This is a genomic window from Lunatibacter salilacus (assembly GCF_009797935.1).
In the GTDB taxonomy this organism is placed as follows: Bacteria; Bacteroidota; Bacteroidia; order Cytophagales; family Cyclobacteriaceae; genus Lunatibacter; species Lunatibacter salilacus.
On record NZ_VOLC01000021.1, the window covers coordinates 74,534 to 93,060 of the forward strand.

Here is an 18,527-nt window from a genome sequence, read left to right on the forward strand (position 1 = left end):
CAATGTAATAAGTACTCAAAATTATTGAATCATGAAAATAACACTATTAGAACCCGCCATGTGCTGTAGTACTGGATTATGCGGTGAAGACGTTGACGATGTATTGGTAGCAACAGCAGCCAATATTAAGTGGCTCAAATCTCTCGGCCATGAAGTAGGCAGACACAATATTTCAAATGATGCCGCGGCATTCAAACAATATCCTCAAGTGGTTGCAAAATTGCAACAGGAAGGAGTTGATTCCCTGCCCTATGTGCTTATTAACGACCGGCTAGTCATGGCAGGTGTTTATCCCACCAAGCCACAATGGGAAAAATGGATAAGTGGTAAAAAAGAATCTCTCCAGATAGTAGGAACTACAGAAGATGCAAACTGTTGCTCCGGCCCGGGATGCTGCTGATTTAAAAAACACATTTATCTTTAAATGGCAATAATATGACACGTGGAACAACGCCCTATATGTTCTTTACCGGCAAAGGTGGCGTGGGTAAAACCTCGCTTTCCTGTGCCCACGCCGTAAAATTGGCCGATGAAGGGAAAAAGGTGCTGATCGTAAGTACAGATCCTGCTTCCAATTTGTCGGATGTACTGGACAGCCTTGTGCATGAATCAATTGCCCAAGTCAAGGGAGTTGAAAATCTTTTTGCCATCAACATCAATCCGGAGGTTTCTGCCGATGAATACAGAAAGCGGGCTACAGAACCTCTAAAAGGCCTACTCCCGGAAACAGAAATCAAAAAAATGAACGAAGAGCTATCCGGTGCCTGTACTACCGAGATCGCTTCATTTGATGAATTTTCCCGCTTCATTTCAGGAGAGCATGAAGGTGGGGATTTTGATGTCATAGTGTTTGATACCGCACCTACCGGACACACCTTACGCCTATTGGAATTACCCGCTGCCTGGGCTTCCTTTTCGGAGGAAAACCCTGATGGAGCTTCCTGCCTTGGGCCTACCTCTGCTCTTAAAAGCAGCCAAGAACGTTATAACAAGGTGGTAAATACACTAAGAGATGATAGCAAAACCACTTTTTTCCTAGTAGCCAGAGCTGATCAGTCTTCTTTGAAAGAAGCATCCAGAACAAGTGCTGAATTGAGTGAACTGGGTTTAAATCAACAGGAGCTATTTATCAATGGCGTCTTCAAAGCGACCTATTCCCATGATGCCTTTGCACAAAAAATGGAGGCTATGGCAGAAAATCATCTCCACCAAATTCCTGAAAACTTAAAGGACCTACCCTTACAAACTTTTCCACTTCTGCCTTATAATGTACTTGGAGCTGAAAAACTCCGTTCACTTTTGGATGTGGAAAGGCAACAAGAAATTCTATCATCCACAACTGACTCAATTACCGAATGGACATCGTCTATTGATGGCTTGGATGTGCTCGTAGAAGATATTATCGGAGAAAATAACCACGGACTGATAATGACTATGGGTAAAGGCGGGGTGGGAAAAACACTGGCTGCATCTGCAATTGCTGTGATGATTGCCCAAAAAGGCCATGACGTGCATCTTACCACTACAGACCCTGCTGCGCACGTGCAAGATTATATCGATCAATTGGGCACATTGCCCGACAATTTGACTATTGACCGCATAGATCCCAAATTGGAAACTGAACGCTACACCGAGAAAGTGCTCCAGCAAAAGGGCAAAAACATGGATGAGGAAGGTCGAAAGCTCTTGCTCGAAGACCTGAAATCACCATGTACGGAAGAAGTGGCAGTCTTTCACGCATTCTCCAAAGCTATTCACGAAGCCAAAAGAAAATTTGTGGTAATTGATACTGCTCCGACTGGACATACATTGTTGCTTTTGGATACTGCCGGTAGTTACCACAAAGAGATTATGCGCAATACGGGAATGGACACTTCCAAAATCAAGACGCCTTACATGAATCTTCAAGATGCTTCTCTTTCAAAAGTTATTTTGGTTTCCTTACCGGAGACTACGCCCATGCGGGAAGCAGCAGCTTTGCAGGATGACTTGAAACGGGCCGGCATTACGCCATTCGCTTGGGTGATTAATCAAAGTTTATCCATGCAGGAAGCTATTACTGATATTTTATTGAAAAAAAGAGCGATTGCGGAACTGAAGGTCATTGAAGAAATCGAAAATAAGCATGCCAACAAAACCTACGGCATCCCATTTCTTCCCGAGGAAAATGTGCTTCCCGCGCTCTTGGAATTCTATCATAATTCTCCAGCCAAAAAATTAACTTGATATGGGTGTTACAAAATCAGACCTATTTACCGAAACACAGAATGAATTGGCAACTTACGCTAAAGTCCTGGCACACCCGGCACGTATTGCAATCATTCAATACTTGCTCAGAACCAACACATGCTGCAATTCCATTTTGGTGGGAGATTTGGGTTTAGCCCAAGCCACTATAAGTCAGCATCTAAAAGAGCTCAAAAATATTGGAATTATTCAAGGAACTGTGGAAGGGGTATCTGTCAATTATTGCATCAATTCAGAAAAGTGGCATTATATCAAAGAAATGCTATTCGAGTTATTCGAGAGTTATGAATCCCAAAACTGTTCAAATTGCTAAACACACCAAAAATGAAAACATCAGAAGAATTAAAAAAGATAGTTCAAAATAAATACAGTGAAATCGCCAATCAGGAGGGTTCATCTTGTTGTGGTGGAGAAAGTGGCAGCCCGGAAGTATATTCCATTATGACAGATGATTATTCACAAGTAGAAGGTTATGCTGCTGAAGCTGATTTGGGTTTGGGTTGTGGACTTCCCACCCAATTTGCAAAAATTAAAAAAGGGAATACTGTAATTGATTTGGGTTCAGGAGCGGGTAATGACTGTTTTATAGCGCGCTACGAAACCGGTGAAACCGGAAAAGTTATCGGTATCGATTTTACAGAAGCTATGATAAGAAAAGCTCGTCTTAATGCTGAAAAGTTAGGTTTCAATAATGTGGAATTTCGCCAGGGTGACATAGAAAACATGCCGGTTTCTGATGCGGTTGCAGATGTCATTGTAAGCAATTGTGTGCTCAACTTGGTCCCTAACAAGGAAAAAGTGATTCAAGAAATCTATCGCACTTTAAAACCCGGAGGTCATTTCAGTATTTCTGATATTGTTTTGGTGGGTGAATTGCCTGACGCGTTAAAAACTGATGCAGAAATGTATGCCGGATGTGTGGCAGGAGCCATTCAGAAGGATCTTTATATGGGTTACATCAATCAGAATGGCTTTGAAAATGTGACCATTCAAAAAGAAAAAAAAATCAACATTCCTGACGCTATTTTGGACAGGTATCTAAATGCATCAGAAAAGGATCAATTTAAAACTGGTTCAACAGGCATTTTCAGTATCTCTGTATTTGCTAAAAAGCCGGAGAGTGCCGAAACAAAGTCTGAAATACCTGCTGTCGAAATCCAAAGCAATTTTTGTGGTCCTGTTAGCTCTAAAAGCTGCTGCTAATTTGATGAATCATCTTAATGTGATTTTACTTTTATGACACAAACTAAAAATACGCTATTTCAAAAAATAGAAGACCTCATTCAGTCTTTGGACATAAAATCTATTTCTGAAGCCAGAAAGACAACACTTCAGCCACTGTTAGACTACATACAATCCAAAGTACAACAGCAGGAAGATGTGCTTTTGAATTTCATCTGCACACACAATTCCCGCCGAAGCCACCTCTCACAGGTGTGGGCGCAGGTGATGGCTGCCCATTTTGGTATTCCCAAGGTCTTTACGTACTCAGGAGGAACAGAAGCTACTGCAATGTTTCCCAAGGTGGGTGAAACTCTAAAAGGGCAGGGCTTTGAAATTACCCCTCTTTCAGAGGGCATAAATCCGGTATACGCGATAAAATATGCAGAAAATGCCCCGCCAATCATCGCCTTTTCCAAAACCTACGATCATACTTTCAACCCTACATCAAGCTTTGCTGCCATCATGACTTGCTCTCAAGCCGACGCAGGTTGTCCTTTTATTGCAGGGGCTGAAAAGCGGATCCCTATCACATACGATGATCCCAAAGCTTTTGACGGCACACCACAACAAGCAGAAAAATACAAGGAGCGGAGTTTGCAGATTGCCACTGAATTATACTGTGTGTTTTCCAAAATCAGTGTGAAATGACAAGCAGTAAAAAACAATTGCCCATTTTTGAACGCTACCTGAGTTTATGGGTGGCACTTTGTATTGCGGCAGGAATAGGTATTGGGCAAGTTGCTGGTGACAGCATGCAGGTTTTGGCCGATGCTGAAATTTACAATGTCAATATTCCAATTGCTATTCTAATCTGGTTGATGATTTACCCTATGATGCTGCAAATAGATTTTAGCAGTATCAAAAATGTTGGGAAAGCTCCGAAAGGACTAATTTTGACACTAGTGGTCAACTGGATGATCAAACCTTTTACCATGGCCTTTTTTGCTTGGATATTTTTTGAACATCTTTACTCTGCTTGGATAGAACCTGAGTTGGCAGGAGAATACATTGCTGGGGCAATTCTATTGGGCGTAGCTCCGTGTACAGCGATGGTATTCGTATGGTCCTACCTTACGGATGGGGATCCAAATTATACCCTTGTTCAGGTTTCAGTAAATGACCTGATTATTTTGATCGCCTTTGTGCCTTTGGTCGGATTTCTTTTGGGTATTACCGATGTAGAAATTCCATATAATACGTTGATTGCGTCAGTGTTGATTTTTGTGGTGGTGCCTTTAGTAGCAGGAGTCATTACCAACAAGCTATTGATTAAAAAGTATGGTGAGGAATGGTTTAAAACTATATTTCTTCCCCGTCTAAAGCCTTTGAGTATCTTTGCACTATTGATAACCTTGGTATTGTTATTCGCCTTTCAAGGATTCACTATTTTGGATAATCCGTTGATCATATTATTGGTAGCAGTTCCACTGATTATTCAATCCTATTTTATTTTCTTCCTAACTTGGTTTGCGGGGCAAAAGCTAAAACTTTCCCATGCCATTTGTGCCCCTGCGGCCATGATTGGAACCAGCAATTTCTTTGAGCTCGCAGTAGCTGTAGCTATTGCGCTCTTTGGGCTTCAAAGTCCGGCAGCATTGGTGACGGTTGTGGGAGTATTAGTGGAGGTTCCCGTGATGCTAAGCTTGGTTGCCCTTGCTAATAAATGGAGGTATTAACCTTGGAGGAAATTGGGATCAATTCATTGATCGTGCCGAACCCGGAGTAGTGGCTGAATATTTGCTTAAACTAATTGATTTAAATCCAGTTGAGAAATGCAAAAAATCTTTTCCCTTCCCATATGTTGACAAGGAGTAAATTTAAAATTGTCATTGGTTGAAATCGGTATTGAAAATAGATTGAACTTTTTCCAAACATTATAGTTTAAAATCAGATGCTTCATTATACACTATACCGCCACAAAGAATCTACGGATTGGGTAACTTTTGTCCATGGGGCGGGAGGGAGCAGTTCCATCTGGTTTAAGCAGATACGTGATTTTAGTCGGGAATTTAATGTATTGCTCATAGATCTAAGAGGCCATGGCAAATCAAAAAGCCCCGCCTATGATAAATTGCAGACTTATTCCTTTGATGTGATAGGGGATGAAGTCATCGAGGTCCTAGATCACCTAAAGATATCCGACTCCCACTTTGTAGGTATATCACTTGGTACGATAATCATTCGGGAGATCAGCGAACGCTACCCGGACCGTGTAAAAAGCCTTGTACTGGCGGGTGCCATTATGAAAATGAACGTTAGGGGACAGGTTTTGATGCGTATGGGCTTTTTGCTAAAATCGATCATTCCTTACCTGGTACTCTACAAGCTCTTTGCCTTTATCATCATGCCCCGTAAAAAGCACCGGGAGTCACGCTATTTGTTTATTGAGGAAGCTAAAAAGCTATATCAAAAGGAATTTATCCGTTGGTTTACTTTGGTAACCCAAGTGAACCCATTGCTTTCATTTTTTAGGATCAAAGACATCAACATTCCAACCCTCTATGTGATGGGGCAGGAAGACTACATGTTTTTGCCCTCCATTACCAAACTGGTAAAAGATCACCGATCCGCAATGCTTGAAGTAATCCCAGATTGTGGTCATGTCGTAAATGTGGACAAACCGGAAATCTTCAACGAAACCACGTTAAAGTTCCTGAAAACCCTTTGACCTACAATAATATTTAAAAGTTGACTCTTCTCAATTTTTACATCTGAATTATGTTTTGTTCAATAGTATATGCCACGAATTAATCCCAAACAAGGACTCAACGGATAATCCATTTCACTTAAATTAACTTCTAAATAATTTTTCCTTGAAAGTCAATTTTTTGAATAGTACCACAAAGGAAACGGAGGTAACTCAGAGGACACAAAGAATTTTAAAAAAACTTTGTGCTCTTTGTGCATTCTTTGAGCCCTTCGTGGTCTCTTTTCAACGTAAACGCAATAACGCCAATTTTTATTGGAGGAATGCTTATTTCAACTATCTCATTACCCCCTATTAAAATATATCAAGAGGAAAGGAATTATAAAAAAGGTTAGTAAAATATATGCCAAGCCAATTAACCTGGTTTTCACAGTTTTTTCACCGAATAGAGTCGCTAGTTGCACTGGGATATTTCTTATAGCCGGGAAGGGAAGGAAAATCAAAGCCCCGATAAAATTGAAAAGAAAATGTACTAATGCGATGCTTATAGCAGCCTCTGTCTGATAAAGTGCGGCTATTGCGGCAGTGATGGTCGTTCCGATATTGGCGCCTATGATAAAGGGAAATGCTTTATTGACAGAAACCTTACCTGTCGCCACTATGGTGACGATCAGCGAGGTGGTGATTGTGCTCGATTGAACTGCCGCCGTACTAAATGCCCCATATCCAAACGCTCTTAAAGGATTTAGAAAAATATGCTTGCTAATCTTCTTATACTGGGGAGATATCAATGATCTGTAAACTAGGTTAGACAACACGTAGATCGAGAAAAATAATAGAAGCACTCCCAAGAGCAACCAAAATATAGGAATGTCTATCCAAGAGTATACCTCAAGCGTCAATGGACGAAGGAAAATACGTTGGGAATTAAACCCTGAACCGGTAGCGCTTCCTGCCAAAAACGGCTGCGTCAAAAAGGTAGCAATTTCGCTCACGAAGTCAAAGTACACTTCCAGAGGAAAAAGAATCAGCACCGTAATTATATTGAAAAAATCATGTACAACAGCGGCGGAAATTGCCTTTTTAAAGGTTTTACGCTGCATGATATAGCTCAATGAGACCAAGTTGGAGGTTAGGGTAGTTCCAATGTTCGCCCCCATAATTAATGGGACAGCCTGCGATAAACTGATGCTTCCGGAAGCAACCACCGCAACTACCATGGCAGTAATGGTCGAACTGGACTGAACCAGAGCAGTCATCAATATCCCAATGAAAAGCCCTACAAACGGATTGTTTGTGGCTTGGAAGATATCATTGGCAAGCTCACTGTTAAGCAAGCCTAAGGATAACGTGAGTAAGTCTATGGAAAAAATAAACAACAAAAGCCCGAGAATAGATGCAACAAACAAAAGCCAGTTAAGCTTCCATCTCTTTACTTTTTCTTTGGTAATCATCTGTATGATTGATGGTATTTAAACAGTAAAATTTGCGCAAAATTCCGATAGAAAAAAGGAAATCACTTCTTTTTTAGATGAAGGTTATGTTAATGTTTTAATCTGTCTTTATTAAATATAAATTCTTTTGGGGTTCGAATACCAGATCTACTGAAAAATTAGTAACTTTAATTCGATGATCCAAATGTTATAGTGAGGATTTTATTGAATGAGGGGTTTTTTGCGGCATTATTCCTTCTTAACAATTTCTTAACATTGAGCTATTGCAAACTTATTTACCTTTGTGACTGCATTTCACCAGCCAAAGCAATGACATGGTCAAATTAAAGGATCAAAACATCAATCAGGATGCCCTGTCCAAGGCAGCCTATTCACTTTTTGATTTCACGAAAAAGGAAAAATCCTTTCTTCTAGTTGTTTGTATATTAGTTTCAATTGCAGGCATTATTACTCCTTACACCTATGCGGCAATGTGGTTTGGCTTTGCTTTGGCCGCATATTCAGCTATTGCCAATGACAGCATTCAGACAATAGGTACCTTTATTGCATCCAACCAGAGGCAAAAGTGGTACTACTTATGGCTGTTTATGGGGCTGATTTTCGTTGGCACTGTTACTTTTAGTTGGTTTTATTATTCCGGAGATGTCAGCTATCAGCGCCTGCGGGTTGAAGGGCTGGATCGGGCTCCTGAAAGTTTTGTGTTTTTACAACTGGCTGCTCCAATCGTATTGCTGGTAATGACCCGTCTTAGGATGCCGGTATCTACCACCTTTCTATTGCTTAACGTATTCACCTATAAAGCAGGCACTATCTTAGGTGTGATGCAGAAGAGTTTTATAGGTTATTTTGTTGCTTTTTTCGCTGCGATAGCCGTTTGGTTTCTGTTGGAACGTTTTGTGAAAAATTACCTCAAGGGCAAGGCTAGTCCCTATTGGTATATCTTCCAGTGGATAACGTCTGGGTTACTTTGGGCAGTATGGATCATGCAGGATGCGGCCAATATTGCGGTATTTTTACCCCGTGAATTGAATGTTTGGGAATTTTCAGCATATACAGGGTTTGTATTTATAGGTCTTGGCTTTCTTTTCTATTTCAAGGGAGACAAAATCCAGGGTATAGTCAATGAGAAAACCCAAGTAACTGACGTTCGCGCAGCGACCATTGTTGATTTGGTGTATGCTGCGATTCTATTTTACTTTAAAGGGTATAGCGATATGCCTATGAGTACCACTTGGGTTTTTATCGGGTTGCTGGGTGGAAGGGAACTGGCCATAGCTTTAGCCAAATCGAGAAAACTGAAAAAGAGGAAAGCCCGGTTGGTTCGCGCCTACCGACTGGCAAAAAATGATATTGTAAAAGCAGGCATTGGTCTAATAATATCTCTAATTTTAGCTTTGATTATTAATGACGGGGTACGAAAGGAAATTTTTGATTTGGTTTTAGGGATTTTTTAATACGTGTTATTCTTATTGAATATTATGATGAAACGATGATCGACCTTTATACCGACGAGTACTTTATGAAGGAAGCCTTCAAACAAGCCCAGACTGGATTTGACGAAGGGGAAATACCTGTCGGTGCGGTGGTTGTCTGTAAAAACCGAATAATCGCTAAAGCCTACAATCAAACGGAAAAATTGACAGATGTCACCGCTCATGCTGAGATGCTGGCATTAACTTCGGCTTCAAATTACCTTGGATCCAAATACCTTCCGGAATGTAAGTTGTATGTAACCTTGGAACCTTGCGTGATGTGCGCGGGTGCCACCTTCTGGGCGCAATTGGGAGAGTTACATTTTTCGGCCAAGGATCCTAACCGTGGATATTCCCGCATACAGCCTTCACTACTGCACCCCAAGACGGTAGTAAAGCAGGGATTGATGGCCGAAGAATGCACCCAAATCCTACTTGAGTTTTTTAAAAACCTCAGAAAATAGAGTTTCCTTGATTATAAAGAACCATTTTTCATCTTTCTTGGTTGGTTTAGTAGGTTTTTAAAACACCTACAACCATCAACAAACTTAATGTTAAACTTTAAATTTAGATAAAAAATGGCTTTTGAACTTCCAGCATTACCTTATGATTTCAATGCGTTAGAACCACATATCGACGCAAAAACGATGGAAATCCATCATGGCAAGCACCACAACGGTTATGTTACCAATTTAAATAATGCTGTTAACGGTACAGACCTAGAGGGAAAAAGCATTGAGGAGTTGATGTCTTCCATATCCTCAGCCCCCGGTGCAGTAAGAAATAACGGCGGTGGTCACTACAACCACTCTCTTTTTTGGACCGTTTTGTCACCAAATGGTGGCGGTGAGCCAAGTGGCGAATTGGCTAAGGCCATAACCGATAAATTTGGTTCCTTCGCTGCTTTCAAAGAAGAATTTAACAAAGCTGCCGCTACAAGATTTGGTTCAGGTTGGGCATGGTTGAGTGTAGATGGTTCAGGAGCCCTGCAGGTAAGCTCAACTCCCAATCAGGATAATCCACTTATGGATGTCGCCGATGTGAAGGGTACGCCCATTCTTGGGTTGGATGTGTGGGAACACGCCTATTACCTTAACTATCAAAACAGAAGACCTGACTACATTGCGGCGTTTTGGTCGGTTGTAAATTGGGAAGAAGTTAACAAAAGATTTTCTGCTGCCAAATAGATCGACAACAAGTACGTTTGAGTGAAATCCCCTCGGTCACTATGGCCAGGGGATTTTTTTGTACCCAGACCGAACGGTTAAAGTGTTCGGTAATGATACACCATATACTTTTCAAGATTATTTAGTGTACTGATTTACAGTTCGTTATAAGTTTTTTTCTTGATTGGCACTTCTTTTTCATATTGAAGGTCATATCTACAAATCAGTATTCAAATCATGAAAATTTCAACCCAGTTTTTCGTAGTTGCTTTGACCTTCTTTCTTGGATTAAGCGAATTAGCTGCGCAGCAAGAAAATACCCCAATAATTGGTATTGTTAAAGATGATAAGGGAGAAGTGCTTCCTTATGTAAACGTTGCCCTTCTGGACGAAGCTTCAGAGTCCCTAATCACAGGGGCTGTCACAGATGAAGATGGACATTTTTTACTTTCGGTAATTAAAGAGGGGAATTTCTATCTTTCCGTTTCCAGTATCGGCTATGAAACATATCGCACAGAAGCATTTACGCTTAAGACTGGGCAAAAACGGGATTTTGGAGTGCTGACGATCAAAGACGAAGCGGCGACTCTTGGCGAGGTTACGGTGAATGCCCAAAGAGCACAGATTGTGATCGAAGCAGACAAAACAATCGTAAATATTGAAGGGACAGTCCTCGCAGAAGGAAACACAGCCTTGGATGTTATCGGTAGATCTCCAGGGGTGTTCGTAGATTCGGATGGAAACATCAACCTGAACGGCAGGTCAGGAGTAGTAGTGATGTTGGATGACAGACAGACATATATGAGTGCCACAGATTTGGCAGACTTCTTACGGGCCATGCCAGCAGACAATATCAAAAGCATAGAGGTAATCAACAATCCGTCTTCCCGCTTTGATGCGGAAGGTGCCGCAGGTGTGATAAATATCAAACTCAAGAAAAATGACCTAAACGGCATCAATGGCAGTGCCAACTTAGGTTACAGATACAACGGAATACATGCGCCTACGGCGGGAGCAAATCTGAATATCAAAAAAGGAAAATGGACCACTAATTCAAGCCTGAACTACAATGAATGGGCTCAATATAATGACCTTGAGATTTTACGAAGATTCGAGCTTGATGAGGGTACCTCTTCCTTTGATCAGGAAGCGAGGTTAAAACTGATTAGAAAAAACCTCTTCTTTAATGGTGGTACTGACTACAAAATAAACGATAGCCACAGTGTAGGGATTAATCTCCAGGCTTCCAGACAGAATGGCACCGAAGATGGACTTTCAGAAACGCTGATTTCAAACCCCTCTACCATTGATCTCAATAATCTAAAAGCTATCAATGACGGAAGATCGGACAATAACCGACTTTTTGGAAATTTTCATTATGTGGGTAACTTGGATACCCTTGGGACAAAAATCACGGCTGATTTGGATTTCACCCAAATGAACGCAGGCAGCCGAAGCCTACTTTCCAACCGATATTGGCTAAATGATGATCTCCTCAACACAGATTTTAATCGTATCCTCACCGAAAATGCCATGGACTACCACATATTTACCGCAAAAGCAGATTATACCCGGCCTCTAGGTAAAGGTAAAGAAGTAGAAATGGGTGTGAAGGGAAGTTGGGTGAAATCGGACAATGAGCTACAACTGTTCAAAAGCGAAGAAGAAGGACCTTTTATGCCAGACCAAAACAGTAACCGTTTTATCTATCACGAAAATGTACTGGCTGCATATGGAAATTACAAGACGGGCTTAGGTGAGAAGTTGAAGCTACAGGCTGGCTTACGCTTGGAATATTCGGATATTACGGGGAATTCGGTCACTTCCAATCAAATCAATTCCCAAAGATATTTAGATTATTTCCCCAGTGTAAATTTGAATCATAAGATATCTGACAATTACCAAATTACATACACTGGTAACAGAAGAATCACCAGACCAAACTATAGGCTGCTAAACCCCTATGTATTTTATATCGACCCCCTTACCGTCGAAGTGGGCAACCCAACCCTTACGCCTCAATATGCCACCAACTTGGAAATGAACCATACCATCAAAGGAATGTATCAGGTAAGTCTGGGATATTCCAGAACCCAAAATGCCTTTGGCCAGATTATGGTTCAGGACGAAGAAACTAGGACTACATCCATTCAGGTACAAAACCTGGATGTCACCGAAAACCTCAACCTTCGTATGATAGTACCTGTTGAATTTGCACCCTGGTATACCTCGAATCACACTTTACAGGTAAGCAACAATACCTTTCAATCGCAGCTTGGAGATGAAATGCTTGATGTCAGTCAGGTATCCATGATGGCACGGACACAGCATAACCTGACCTTGGGTAAAGGTTGGAAAGCAGAGGTAGTCGGTACCTATATGAGTCGGTCCAGGTATGGGCAGATGGTTCTCAACGGTCTGGCTTGGGTAGATGCAGGAATTACTAAGAGCTTCAAAGATGATAAATGGAGTATGAGCATCAACGGCTCCGATCTACTGAGGACACAGCGGTTTGCGGGAAATATACGATTTGACCAGATCAACACCAACGTCGCCCAATACAACAATATCCAATCTGTTCGTGTGGGCATACGGTGGAAATTTTCCCAAGGCGAAAATTTCCGAGTCTCCCAACAAAGCGGAAGCACTGAGGAACGTAATCGGTTAGATTAATACATCCAATAAACTAGAAAAGCACCCAGTGGGGTGCTTTTTTTGGTTATATGCTATGACATATCTTGAGGTAATCCTTATAGAAAGTGGTACAAAAAGATCAGTGTAGCTGCCAAAGCAGGCTTTTTCTCGCCCTTGATTTCTATTTTTACCTTCATTTCAGTTTTGATAGTGCCCCTCAAATCGCTAATATTCGCAAGATGGGCATGCATGCGGATTTCATCATTGACTTTTACCGGATTGGCAAAACGAAGATGTTCAATCCCATAGTTCACCATCATTTTTAAGTTATTAACCTGCACAATTTGATCCCATAGGTAGGGCACTAGCGACAAGGTCAGGTAACCATGAGCAATTGTGCCCCCAAATGCTCCTTCGGCTTTAGCTCTCTCGGGATCGGTATGTATCCATTGATGGTCGATAGTTGCTTCGGCAAATAAATTAATTTGCTCCTGAGTAACTTTGTGATAGTCAGAAACCCCCAAATCTTGGCCGACATAGGCTTGGAATCCTTCGAAACTATCAATAATTAATTGGCTCATTTTCTGTATGGATTGGTGTGAAAGCTGGGTTTCATTGATTTAAATCCAAGTTATTTCCTATTGAGAAAGGTGCCAGGAGGAAAATTACTTGTCAAACAATCAAATTAAGCCGCAAGATAAGGGAACTTTATCAAATTTTCCCCTTACAATCCAAAATTCAATCCACAAGATGAGTCTGCTTAGGATGCTTGCAGCAGCGTATAGATCAATTCGGAAGGGGTTTGAATACTTGCAGCTTTCTCATCTTCCAACTCCTTTTCCAGCTCTGATTCAAGTTCGTAAATCAAGCCTGACACAAAGATTTTATCCATGCGTAGGTCATTATAAAAGTTTGCTCCTTTGAGCTTCCCTGTCAGGGGAATGCCGTATGACTGAAAGACTCCAATCGTTTTTCTGAGCGCAGTTATATTTTTCATGGGATGGTAGTTAAATGAATTGATCCTAAGACGAATTGAACCTTCATTATGTTTTGTTTAAACGACAAAAAATAAATAAATTATAGTCTTTTAGTTAATTTAACAAGTCGCCTAAGATAGTAGATACAAGAAAACAAACCTTGAACATTATTTTTTGCACGTAAAAAACAAAAAAATCAAAATTTAATTGCCCTTTATGTCAACAACCGGAAATTACCTGCAAAGTGTCATTCAGCTTTTAAAAGACTATAAACGGACCGGGGAACTGGCTATCCGACAAATTCCTGAAGAAAAGGTCTTTTGGCAGTACAATGCGGAAAGCAATTCGGTAGCTATCATCGTGAAGCACCTTTGGGGAAATATGCTATCCCGCTGGACGGAATTCCTAAACAGTAATGGTGAAAAGTCTTGGAGGGAAAGAGATGAGGAGTTTGAACCGGGTATAGAAACTATGGAGGAGCTATGGTCCAAATGGGAGGAAGGGTGGCAGTTGCTCTTTGATGCCTTGGAACCGTTAACGGAAGATGATTTGATGCGGATAGTGGTAATCGGAAACAAGGAACACACTGTGGTGGACGCCATCAGTAGGCAGCTTGCCCACTATGCTTCCCACATCGGACAAATTATCTACCTGGCTAAGATGCTTGCTGACAAGCCTTGGGAAAGTTTAAGCGTACCTAAAGGACAATCGCCAAAGTTCAATTGAGCTATAATGTAATGGTAGGATATAGAAAGCGGGGTAACATAAGTAGAAAAACCTGCCAGGTTTCATCTGTTATTTGAATAGCTAGCAGAGTATCTACAAAACATGGCAGGTTTTCGCATTTACTAGCAGTTGATCATTCCTTAAAGAATTCCTCAAAAATCCCGTCGATTTGAAAATTGGTAACACCGTTTTAAGATTACAACCGACAAGAGTGTTAATTTTTTTTATTAGATTGTTTAGCTTCCCCATCACGTAGTAGCTCATATTTTTTCTGTTTGGTTTTCCAGCGTTCAAGGGCGTATTGCTGCATATCATCTACCCTGTCTTTTTCGTCCACAATTTCAAAGCCCAAAAGGGATTCGATAATATCTTCCAAGGAAGCTATACCATCCATACCACCATATTCGTCGATCACTATTGAAATATGTTCTTTTTTTGTAATCATCACATCCCAGGCGTCAAACAGTGTAGTATTCTCCGGAAATGTCAAGATATCCCGCTTGATATCCTTTAGTTTAAGATCGAACTGATCTTCTGCCAATTTTTCAAACACCAATTCTCTAAAAACATATCCAGTGATATTATCACGCATGTTGTCGTATATGGGGATTCGGGAGAAATGCAGGAAATCCTTGTTCTTAAGAAACTCCTGTAAAGTCATTTCTTCATTCGCTACCACTACCACAATGCGGGGAGTCATGATTTCCGATATTCTGACACTTTTTAGTTTGATAAGGTTTTGGATTATTTTGTTTTCCTTGTCAGCAAAGATTCCTTCCTGCGTTCCGATACTGGCCAATGCGGAAATCTCTTCTCTACTGATTGTCAATTCTTTTGTATCCCTAGCAAGGGCTCTTGTCAAAACGGCAGAGATTACAACCAACGGGTACGTGATAAAAATCATCCCCCGAATAACCTTCGACGATATGCTCACTAGCTCCTTGCTGTAATTTGCACCTAGCGTTTTGGGAATAATTTCGGTCAAAATCAGAATTAAAATAGTCAAGACGGCTGAGACCAGTCCAAAATAAGCCTCGCCAAAGACAATAGTCGCTTGGGCACCAACTCCGGCAGCCCCTACTGTATGGGCTACGGTATTTAAAGAAAGTATAGCAGATAAGGGTTTGTCAATATCCTCTTTCAATCGAATCATCGCTAAAGAACTCCCATCTCCGTTTTCTGCTTTTGATTTCAGGTAGGAAAGAGGGGTGGACAGCAATACCGCCTCCATAATCGAACATACAAATGAAACGATCAGGGCAATGGCCAGGTAAATAAATAAAAGCGTCATATTTGGATCAAAGTAGCGATAGTGTTTTAGTTAACAGGGAAGAACATAGTGGACTAATCATCCAACTTAAATTCCTATAAAATTACAATAAATTTTACCATTTAGCGATTCTGCCCACTAATTAGTTGGTCAACATTCTCAATCTCTGGTAATTGACTCAGCAGCAAAGCTGAATATTTTCCTTCACTTCGACGTAGCCTTTTAAAAATGTCGATGCGTTTGAGAGACGCCTTTTTAACACCGAAATAACATCAAAAAGGCAACAATTTATTTCGATCCACTAAGGGTGAACTCATTCCAAGTTGTCATGGACCAAAACCATGATAATACCATGAAGAATACAATGAAATGGGGTGCAGCTATTTTTCTCTGCTTTATATTTAATTCTCTTATAGGCCAGCAACCTTCTCAATCCATCAGGGGAAAAGTTGTAGATGCGGATACCAAGATGGGTATTCCGGCTGTGAATGTTATCATATTAAATTCCGAACCCTTGATTGGTGTGGCTACTGATGCCGGGGGAAATTTTAAACTTCCACAGATTCCGATCGGAAGGGTAAGCCTGAAAATCTCTAGTCTTGGATTTGAGGAACAGGTCGTGCCAAATCTTTTGGTAATCGCTGGAAAGGAAACCGTCTTGGAACTGGAACTTATGGAATCCTTCATCGGGATGGGCGAAGTGGTGGTCAGCAGCGATGCGGACAAGACTCAATTGACCAATGAGATGGCCTTGGTATCAGCCCGGAATTTTACCGTGGAGGAGACAAAGCGGTTTGCGGGCTCCTTCAATGACCCTGCCCGTATGGCAGCTTCCTATGCGGGTGTCAATTCCGACGGGGGAGGAAACAATGATATTATCGTAAGGGGAAACAATTCCCGCTTTATCCAGTGGAAACTGGAAGGCATAGAAATTCCCAATCCCAACCATTTTGGGCAGGAAGGCCTGACCGGTGGTCCTATTAGTGCGCTAAACAGCCAAATGCTGGCCAACTCGGAATTTTACACAGGAGCTTTCTCTCCCTCCTATGGCAATGCACTTGCCGGAATCTTTGACATGAAGCTTCGAAAGGGAAATAACGAAAAAAGTGAGCAGTCATTCTCCTTGGGGGTATTGGGCACAGATATGACCTTAGAAGGACCGTTCAGCAAAAAAAGTCGAGCAAGTTATTTGATCAATTATCGCTATTCGACATTGGGCTTGCTGAGTAACTTGGGTATTGTGGATTTCAGCGGTGTACCCAAGTACCAGGATCTTTCTTTTAAGTTTCACCTCCCGACAAATAGTTTTGGGACATTCATATTATTTGGCCTCGGTGGTAAAAGTGGGCTGGATATGGAGTTTTTTGAAGAGAATAATCCGTCATTGATGAATGAAAAGGCAACTCAAGCAAGCAACCTGGCCATTGCTGGTTTAAACCATTACCTGCCATTTGGCTCGAAAATCTTTCTTCAAAACTCCATATCCTATGCAACCAATGGCGGAGGTTTTGCAAGTGAGGTGCCTCTCAATGACCGGGAATTCCGTGAGGAGATTAAAGGTAATCTACAAAACAAGACTTTTAGAGCCGCATCAACAATAAATTTTAAATTCAACAGCCGCCATTTTGCAGAGGCTGGAGTGGTTATCTCCCGATTTGACTTTGATTTCTCAAGTAGATATTTCGATAGAAGTTTAAATGAAGAGATAGTAAATCAAGACCATAATGGCAACGCTAATCTCGTTCAAGCATTTGTAAGCTGGCGCTGGAGAATTAGCCCCACACTAACTATGCTCAATGGCATTCACAGCCAAAAGACATCCCAGAATCCGGCTCTGTCTATTGAGCCCAGATCATCTTTGAGGTTGGATCTTCCCCGTGGCCAAGCACTAACTGCCGGATTTGGACAGCACAGTAAGATGACATCCCTGCCTAATTATTTCGCAAGAATAGGTAACTCTCAAGGGGGTACTTCTATGCCCAATAAAGGTCTGGACCTTCTAAAAGCCAGGCATTTGGTGGTGGGCTATGAAAATAAGCTTGGCGACCAACTTTTTATGAAAATAGAGGCCTATCACCAATACCTTTATAATATTCCCATTGACCCGAATTCCCTGAGCACCTTTTCGTTGCTAAATCAGGACGATCTTTGGTCGGATAGGCTACTCGTAAATGAAGGCCGTGGAGAAAACTACGGTTTGGAAATCACCTTGGAGAGGTTTTTTGCGGACGGCTATTATTTCCTGATGACGGGTTCTGTATTTGAATCGACCTATGTGGCTGGGGACAAAAGATGGCGGAACTCCCGATTTAGCGGAAACTATATGGGAAATCTTCTTTTCGGAAAAGAATTTAAACTCAATAATTCTTCTGAAAAATTTAGGGTCTTGGGTCTTAATGGAAGAACGGCTCTATTGGGAGGACGAAGGTTGTTGCCAATCGATGTAGCGGCTTCGGTTGCAGCTGAACGGGTGATCTATGATGAAAGTAGAGCCTTTGAGATCAAAAATGATGATATTTTTTCCCTTAACATTGCAGTAAGCTACCGGGTGGATAAGAAAAAATTCAGCCAAGAAATTAAATTGGACGTGCAAAACGTAACCAACAATGCCGCAATTTCAGACTATTATTGGAATAATACCTCTCAGAAAATCGAATCGATTCCCCAATTGTCCACACTCCCCGTGTTAAGCTATACTGTCCACTTTTAA

Annotated in this window: 17 protein-coding genes; 13 read left to right on the plus strand and 4 right to left on the minus strand. The window is 41.3% G+C overall.

What is annotated here, in order from left to right; genetic code table 11:
• Positions 1-31: 31 nt before the first annotated feature.
• From arsD to FQ608_RS22715, 7 genes are all read left to right on the plus strand, one after another.
• Positions 32-400 carry an arsenite efflux transporter metallochaperone ArsD gene (arsD, locus tag FQ608_RS22685; RefSeq protein WP_158860788.1) on the plus strand — a complete coding sequence of 123 codons (369 nt, stop codon included), beginning with the start codon at positions 32-34 and terminating at the stop codon, positions 398-400.
• Between the two features lie 35 nt (positions 401-435).
• Positions 436-2,226 carry an arsenical pump-driving ATPase gene (gene arsA, locus FQ608_RS22690; RefSeq protein WP_158860789.1) on the plus strand — a complete coding sequence of 597 codons (1,791 nt, stop codon included), beginning with the start codon at positions 436-438 and terminating at the stop codon, positions 2,224-2,226.
• A 1-nt stretch (position 2,227) separates the two neighbouring features.
• Positions 2,228-2,560, plus strand: a complete 333-nt coding sequence (locus FQ608_RS22695; protein WP_158860790.1) for an ArsR/SmtB family transcription factor — start codon at positions 2,228-2,230, stop codon at positions 2,558-2,560.
• A gap of 11 nt (positions 2,561-2,571) precedes the next feature.
• Positions 2,572-3,450 carry an arsenite methyltransferase gene (locus tag FQ608_RS22700; RefSeq protein WP_158860791.1) on the plus strand — a complete coding sequence of 293 codons (879 nt, stop codon included), beginning with the start codon at positions 2,572-2,574 and terminating at the stop codon, positions 3,448-3,450.
• Between the two features lie 33 nt (positions 3,451-3,483).
• The gene (locus tag FQ608_RS22705; protein ID WP_158860792.1) at positions 3,484-4,119 is read left to right on the plus strand and encodes an arsenate-mycothiol transferase ArsC; all 636 of its coding nucleotides are present in this window, start codon (positions 3,484-3,486) and stop codon (positions 4,117-4,119) included.
• Entirely contained in the window at positions 4,116-5,147 is a 1,032-nt protein-coding gene (gene arsB / locus FQ608_RS22710; protein WP_158860793.1) for an ACR3 family arsenite efflux transporter, read from the plus strand. Before FQ608_RS22705 ends, arsB begins: the two co-directional genes overlap by 4 nt.
• 215 nt (positions 5,148-5,362) lie before the next feature.
• Positions 5,363-6,139, plus strand: coding sequence for an alpha/beta fold hydrolase (locus tag FQ608_RS22715; RefSeq protein ID WP_158860794.1), 777 nt, complete (start codon positions 5,363-5,365; stop codon positions 6,137-6,139).
• Between the two features lie 323 nt (positions 6,140-6,462).
• Here the strand turns inward: FQ608_RS22715 and FQ608_RS22720 are convergent, their stop codons facing one another.
• Complete coding sequence (locus FQ608_RS22720; RefSeq protein WP_158860795.1) at positions 6,463-7,572, minus strand: Na/Pi symporter; 1,110 nt, start codon at positions 7,570-7,572, stop codon at positions 6,463-6,465.
• A 314-nt stretch (positions 7,573-7,886) separates the two neighbouring features.
• On the opposite strand from FQ608_RS22720, the gene FQ608_RS22725 reads away from it, so the two are divergent.
• The 4 genes from FQ608_RS22725 to FQ608_RS22740 all read left to right on the plus strand — a co-directional run bounded on the left by FQ608_RS22725 (position 7,887) and on the right by FQ608_RS22740 (position 12,883).
• The gene (locus FQ608_RS22725) at positions 7,887-9,026 is read left to right on the plus strand and encodes a hypothetical protein (protein WP_158860796.1); all 1,140 of its coding nucleotides are present in this window, start codon (positions 7,887-7,889) and stop codon (positions 9,024-9,026) included.
• A gap of 38 nt (positions 9,027-9,064) precedes the next feature.
• On the plus strand, positions 9,065-9,508 hold the full coding sequence (locus FQ608_RS22730; RefSeq protein ID WP_158860828.1) for a nucleoside deaminase: 444 nt from the start codon (positions 9,065-9,067) through the stop codon (positions 9,506-9,508).
• Between the two features lie 114 nt (positions 9,509-9,622).
• The gene (locus tag FQ608_RS22735; RefSeq protein ID WP_158860797.1) at positions 9,623-10,231 is read left to right on the plus strand and encodes a superoxide dismutase; all 609 of its coding nucleotides are present in this window, start codon (positions 9,623-9,625) and stop codon (positions 10,229-10,231) included.
• A gap of 216 nt (positions 10,232-10,447) precedes the next feature.
• A complete protein-coding gene (locus FQ608_RS22740; RefSeq protein ID WP_158860798.1) occupies positions 10,448-12,883 on the plus strand; it encodes an outer membrane beta-barrel protein in 2,436 nt (811 codons plus the stop codon).
• A 77-nt stretch (positions 12,884-12,960) separates the two neighbouring features.
• On the opposite strand, the gene FQ608_RS22745 is transcribed toward FQ608_RS22740, so the two are convergent.
• Together FQ608_RS22745 and FQ608_RS22750 are read right to left on the minus strand one after the other, a co-directional pair.
• Complete coding sequence (locus tag FQ608_RS22745; protein WP_158860799.1) at positions 12,961-13,425, minus strand: MaoC family dehydratase; 465 nt, start codon at positions 13,423-13,425, stop codon at positions 12,961-12,963.
• Positions 13,426-13,604: 179 nt separating this feature from the next.
• Positions 13,605-13,841: an acyl carrier protein gene (locus FQ608_RS22750; protein ID WP_158860800.1), complete on the minus strand. Its 237-nt coding sequence runs from the start codon at positions 13,839-13,841 to the stop codon at positions 13,605-13,607.
• A gap of 196 nt (positions 13,842-14,037) precedes the next feature.
• Between FQ608_RS22750 and FQ608_RS22755 the strand changes: the two genes are divergently transcribed.
• The gene (locus tag FQ608_RS22755) at positions 14,038-14,547 is read left to right on the plus strand and encodes a DUF1572 family protein (RefSeq protein ID WP_158860801.1); all 510 of its coding nucleotides are present in this window, start codon (positions 14,038-14,040) and stop codon (positions 14,545-14,547) included.
• Positions 14,548-14,761: 214 nt separating this feature from the next.
• On the opposite strand, the gene FQ608_RS22760 is transcribed toward FQ608_RS22755, so the two are convergent.
• On the minus strand, positions 14,762-15,838 hold the full coding sequence (locus tag FQ608_RS22760; protein ID WP_158860802.1) for a CNNM domain-containing protein: 1,077 nt from the start codon (positions 15,836-15,838) through the stop codon (positions 14,762-14,764).
• Between the two features lie 331 nt (positions 15,839-16,169).
• Here FQ608_RS22760 and FQ608_RS22765 point away from each other — a divergent pair, with 331 nt between their 5' ends.
• The gene (locus tag FQ608_RS22765) at positions 16,170-18,527 is read left to right on the plus strand and encodes a TonB-dependent receptor (RefSeq protein WP_234364344.1); all 2,358 of its coding nucleotides are present in this window, start codon (positions 16,170-16,172) and stop codon (positions 18,525-18,527) included.

Excerpts from the sequence above, each read along its gene's own strand:
- arsD (WP_158860788.1), top strand. The coding sequence starts at position 32 with ATGAAAATAACACTATTAGAACCCGCCATGTGCTGTAGTACTGGATTA.
- arsA (WP_158860789.1), top strand. The coding sequence starts at position 436 with ATGACACGTGGAACAACGCCCTATATGTTCTTTACCGGCAAAGGTGGC.
- FQ608_RS22695 (WP_158860790.1), top strand. The coding sequence starts at position 2,228 with ATGGGTGTTACAAAATCAGACCTATTTACCGAAACACAGAATGAATTG.
- FQ608_RS22700 (WP_158860791.1), top strand. The coding sequence starts at position 2,572 with ATGAAAACATCAGAAGAATTAAAAAAGATAGTTCAAAATAAATACAGT.
- FQ608_RS22705 (WP_158860792.1), top strand. The coding sequence starts at position 3,484 with ATGACACAAACTAAAAATACGCTATTTCAAAAAATAGAAGACCTCATT.
- arsB (WP_158860793.1), top strand. The coding sequence starts at position 4,116 with ATGACAAGCAGTAAAAAACAATTGCCCATTTTTGAACGCTACCTGAGT.
- FQ608_RS22715 (WP_158860794.1), top strand. The coding sequence starts at position 5,363 with ATGCTTCATTATACACTATACCGCCACAAAGAATCTACGGATTGGGTA.
- FQ608_RS22720 (WP_158860795.1), bottom strand. The coding sequence starts at position 7,572 with ATGATTACCAAAGAAAAAGTAAAGAGATGGAAGCTTAACTGGCTTTTG.
- FQ608_RS22725 (WP_158860796.1), top strand. The coding sequence starts at position 7,887 with ATGGTCAAATTAAAGGATCAAAACATCAATCAGGATGCCCTGTCCAAG.
- FQ608_RS22735 (WP_158860797.1), top strand. The coding sequence starts at position 9,623 with ATGGCTTTTGAACTTCCAGCATTACCTTATGATTTCAATGCGTTAGAA.
- FQ608_RS22740 (WP_158860798.1), top strand. The coding sequence starts at position 10,448 with ATGAAAATTTCAACCCAGTTTTTCGTAGTTGCTTTGACCTTCTTTCTT.
- FQ608_RS22745 (WP_158860799.1), bottom strand. The coding sequence starts at position 13,425 with ATGAGCCAATTAATTATTGATAGTTTCGAAGGATTCCAAGCCTATGTC.
- FQ608_RS22750 (WP_158860800.1), bottom strand. The coding sequence starts at position 13,841 with ATGAAAAATATAACTGCGCTCAGAAAAACGATTGGAGTCTTTCAGTCA.
- FQ608_RS22755 (WP_158860801.1), top strand. The coding sequence starts at position 14,038 with ATGTCAACAACCGGAAATTACCTGCAAAGTGTCATTCAGCTTTTAAAA.
- FQ608_RS22760 (WP_158860802.1), bottom strand. The coding sequence starts at position 15,838 with ATGACGCTTTTATTTATTTACCTGGCCATTGCCCTGATCGTTTCATTT.
- FQ608_RS22765 (WP_234364344.1), top strand. The coding sequence starts at position 16,170 with ATGAAGAATACAATGAAATGGGGTGCAGCTATTTTTCTCTGCTTTATA.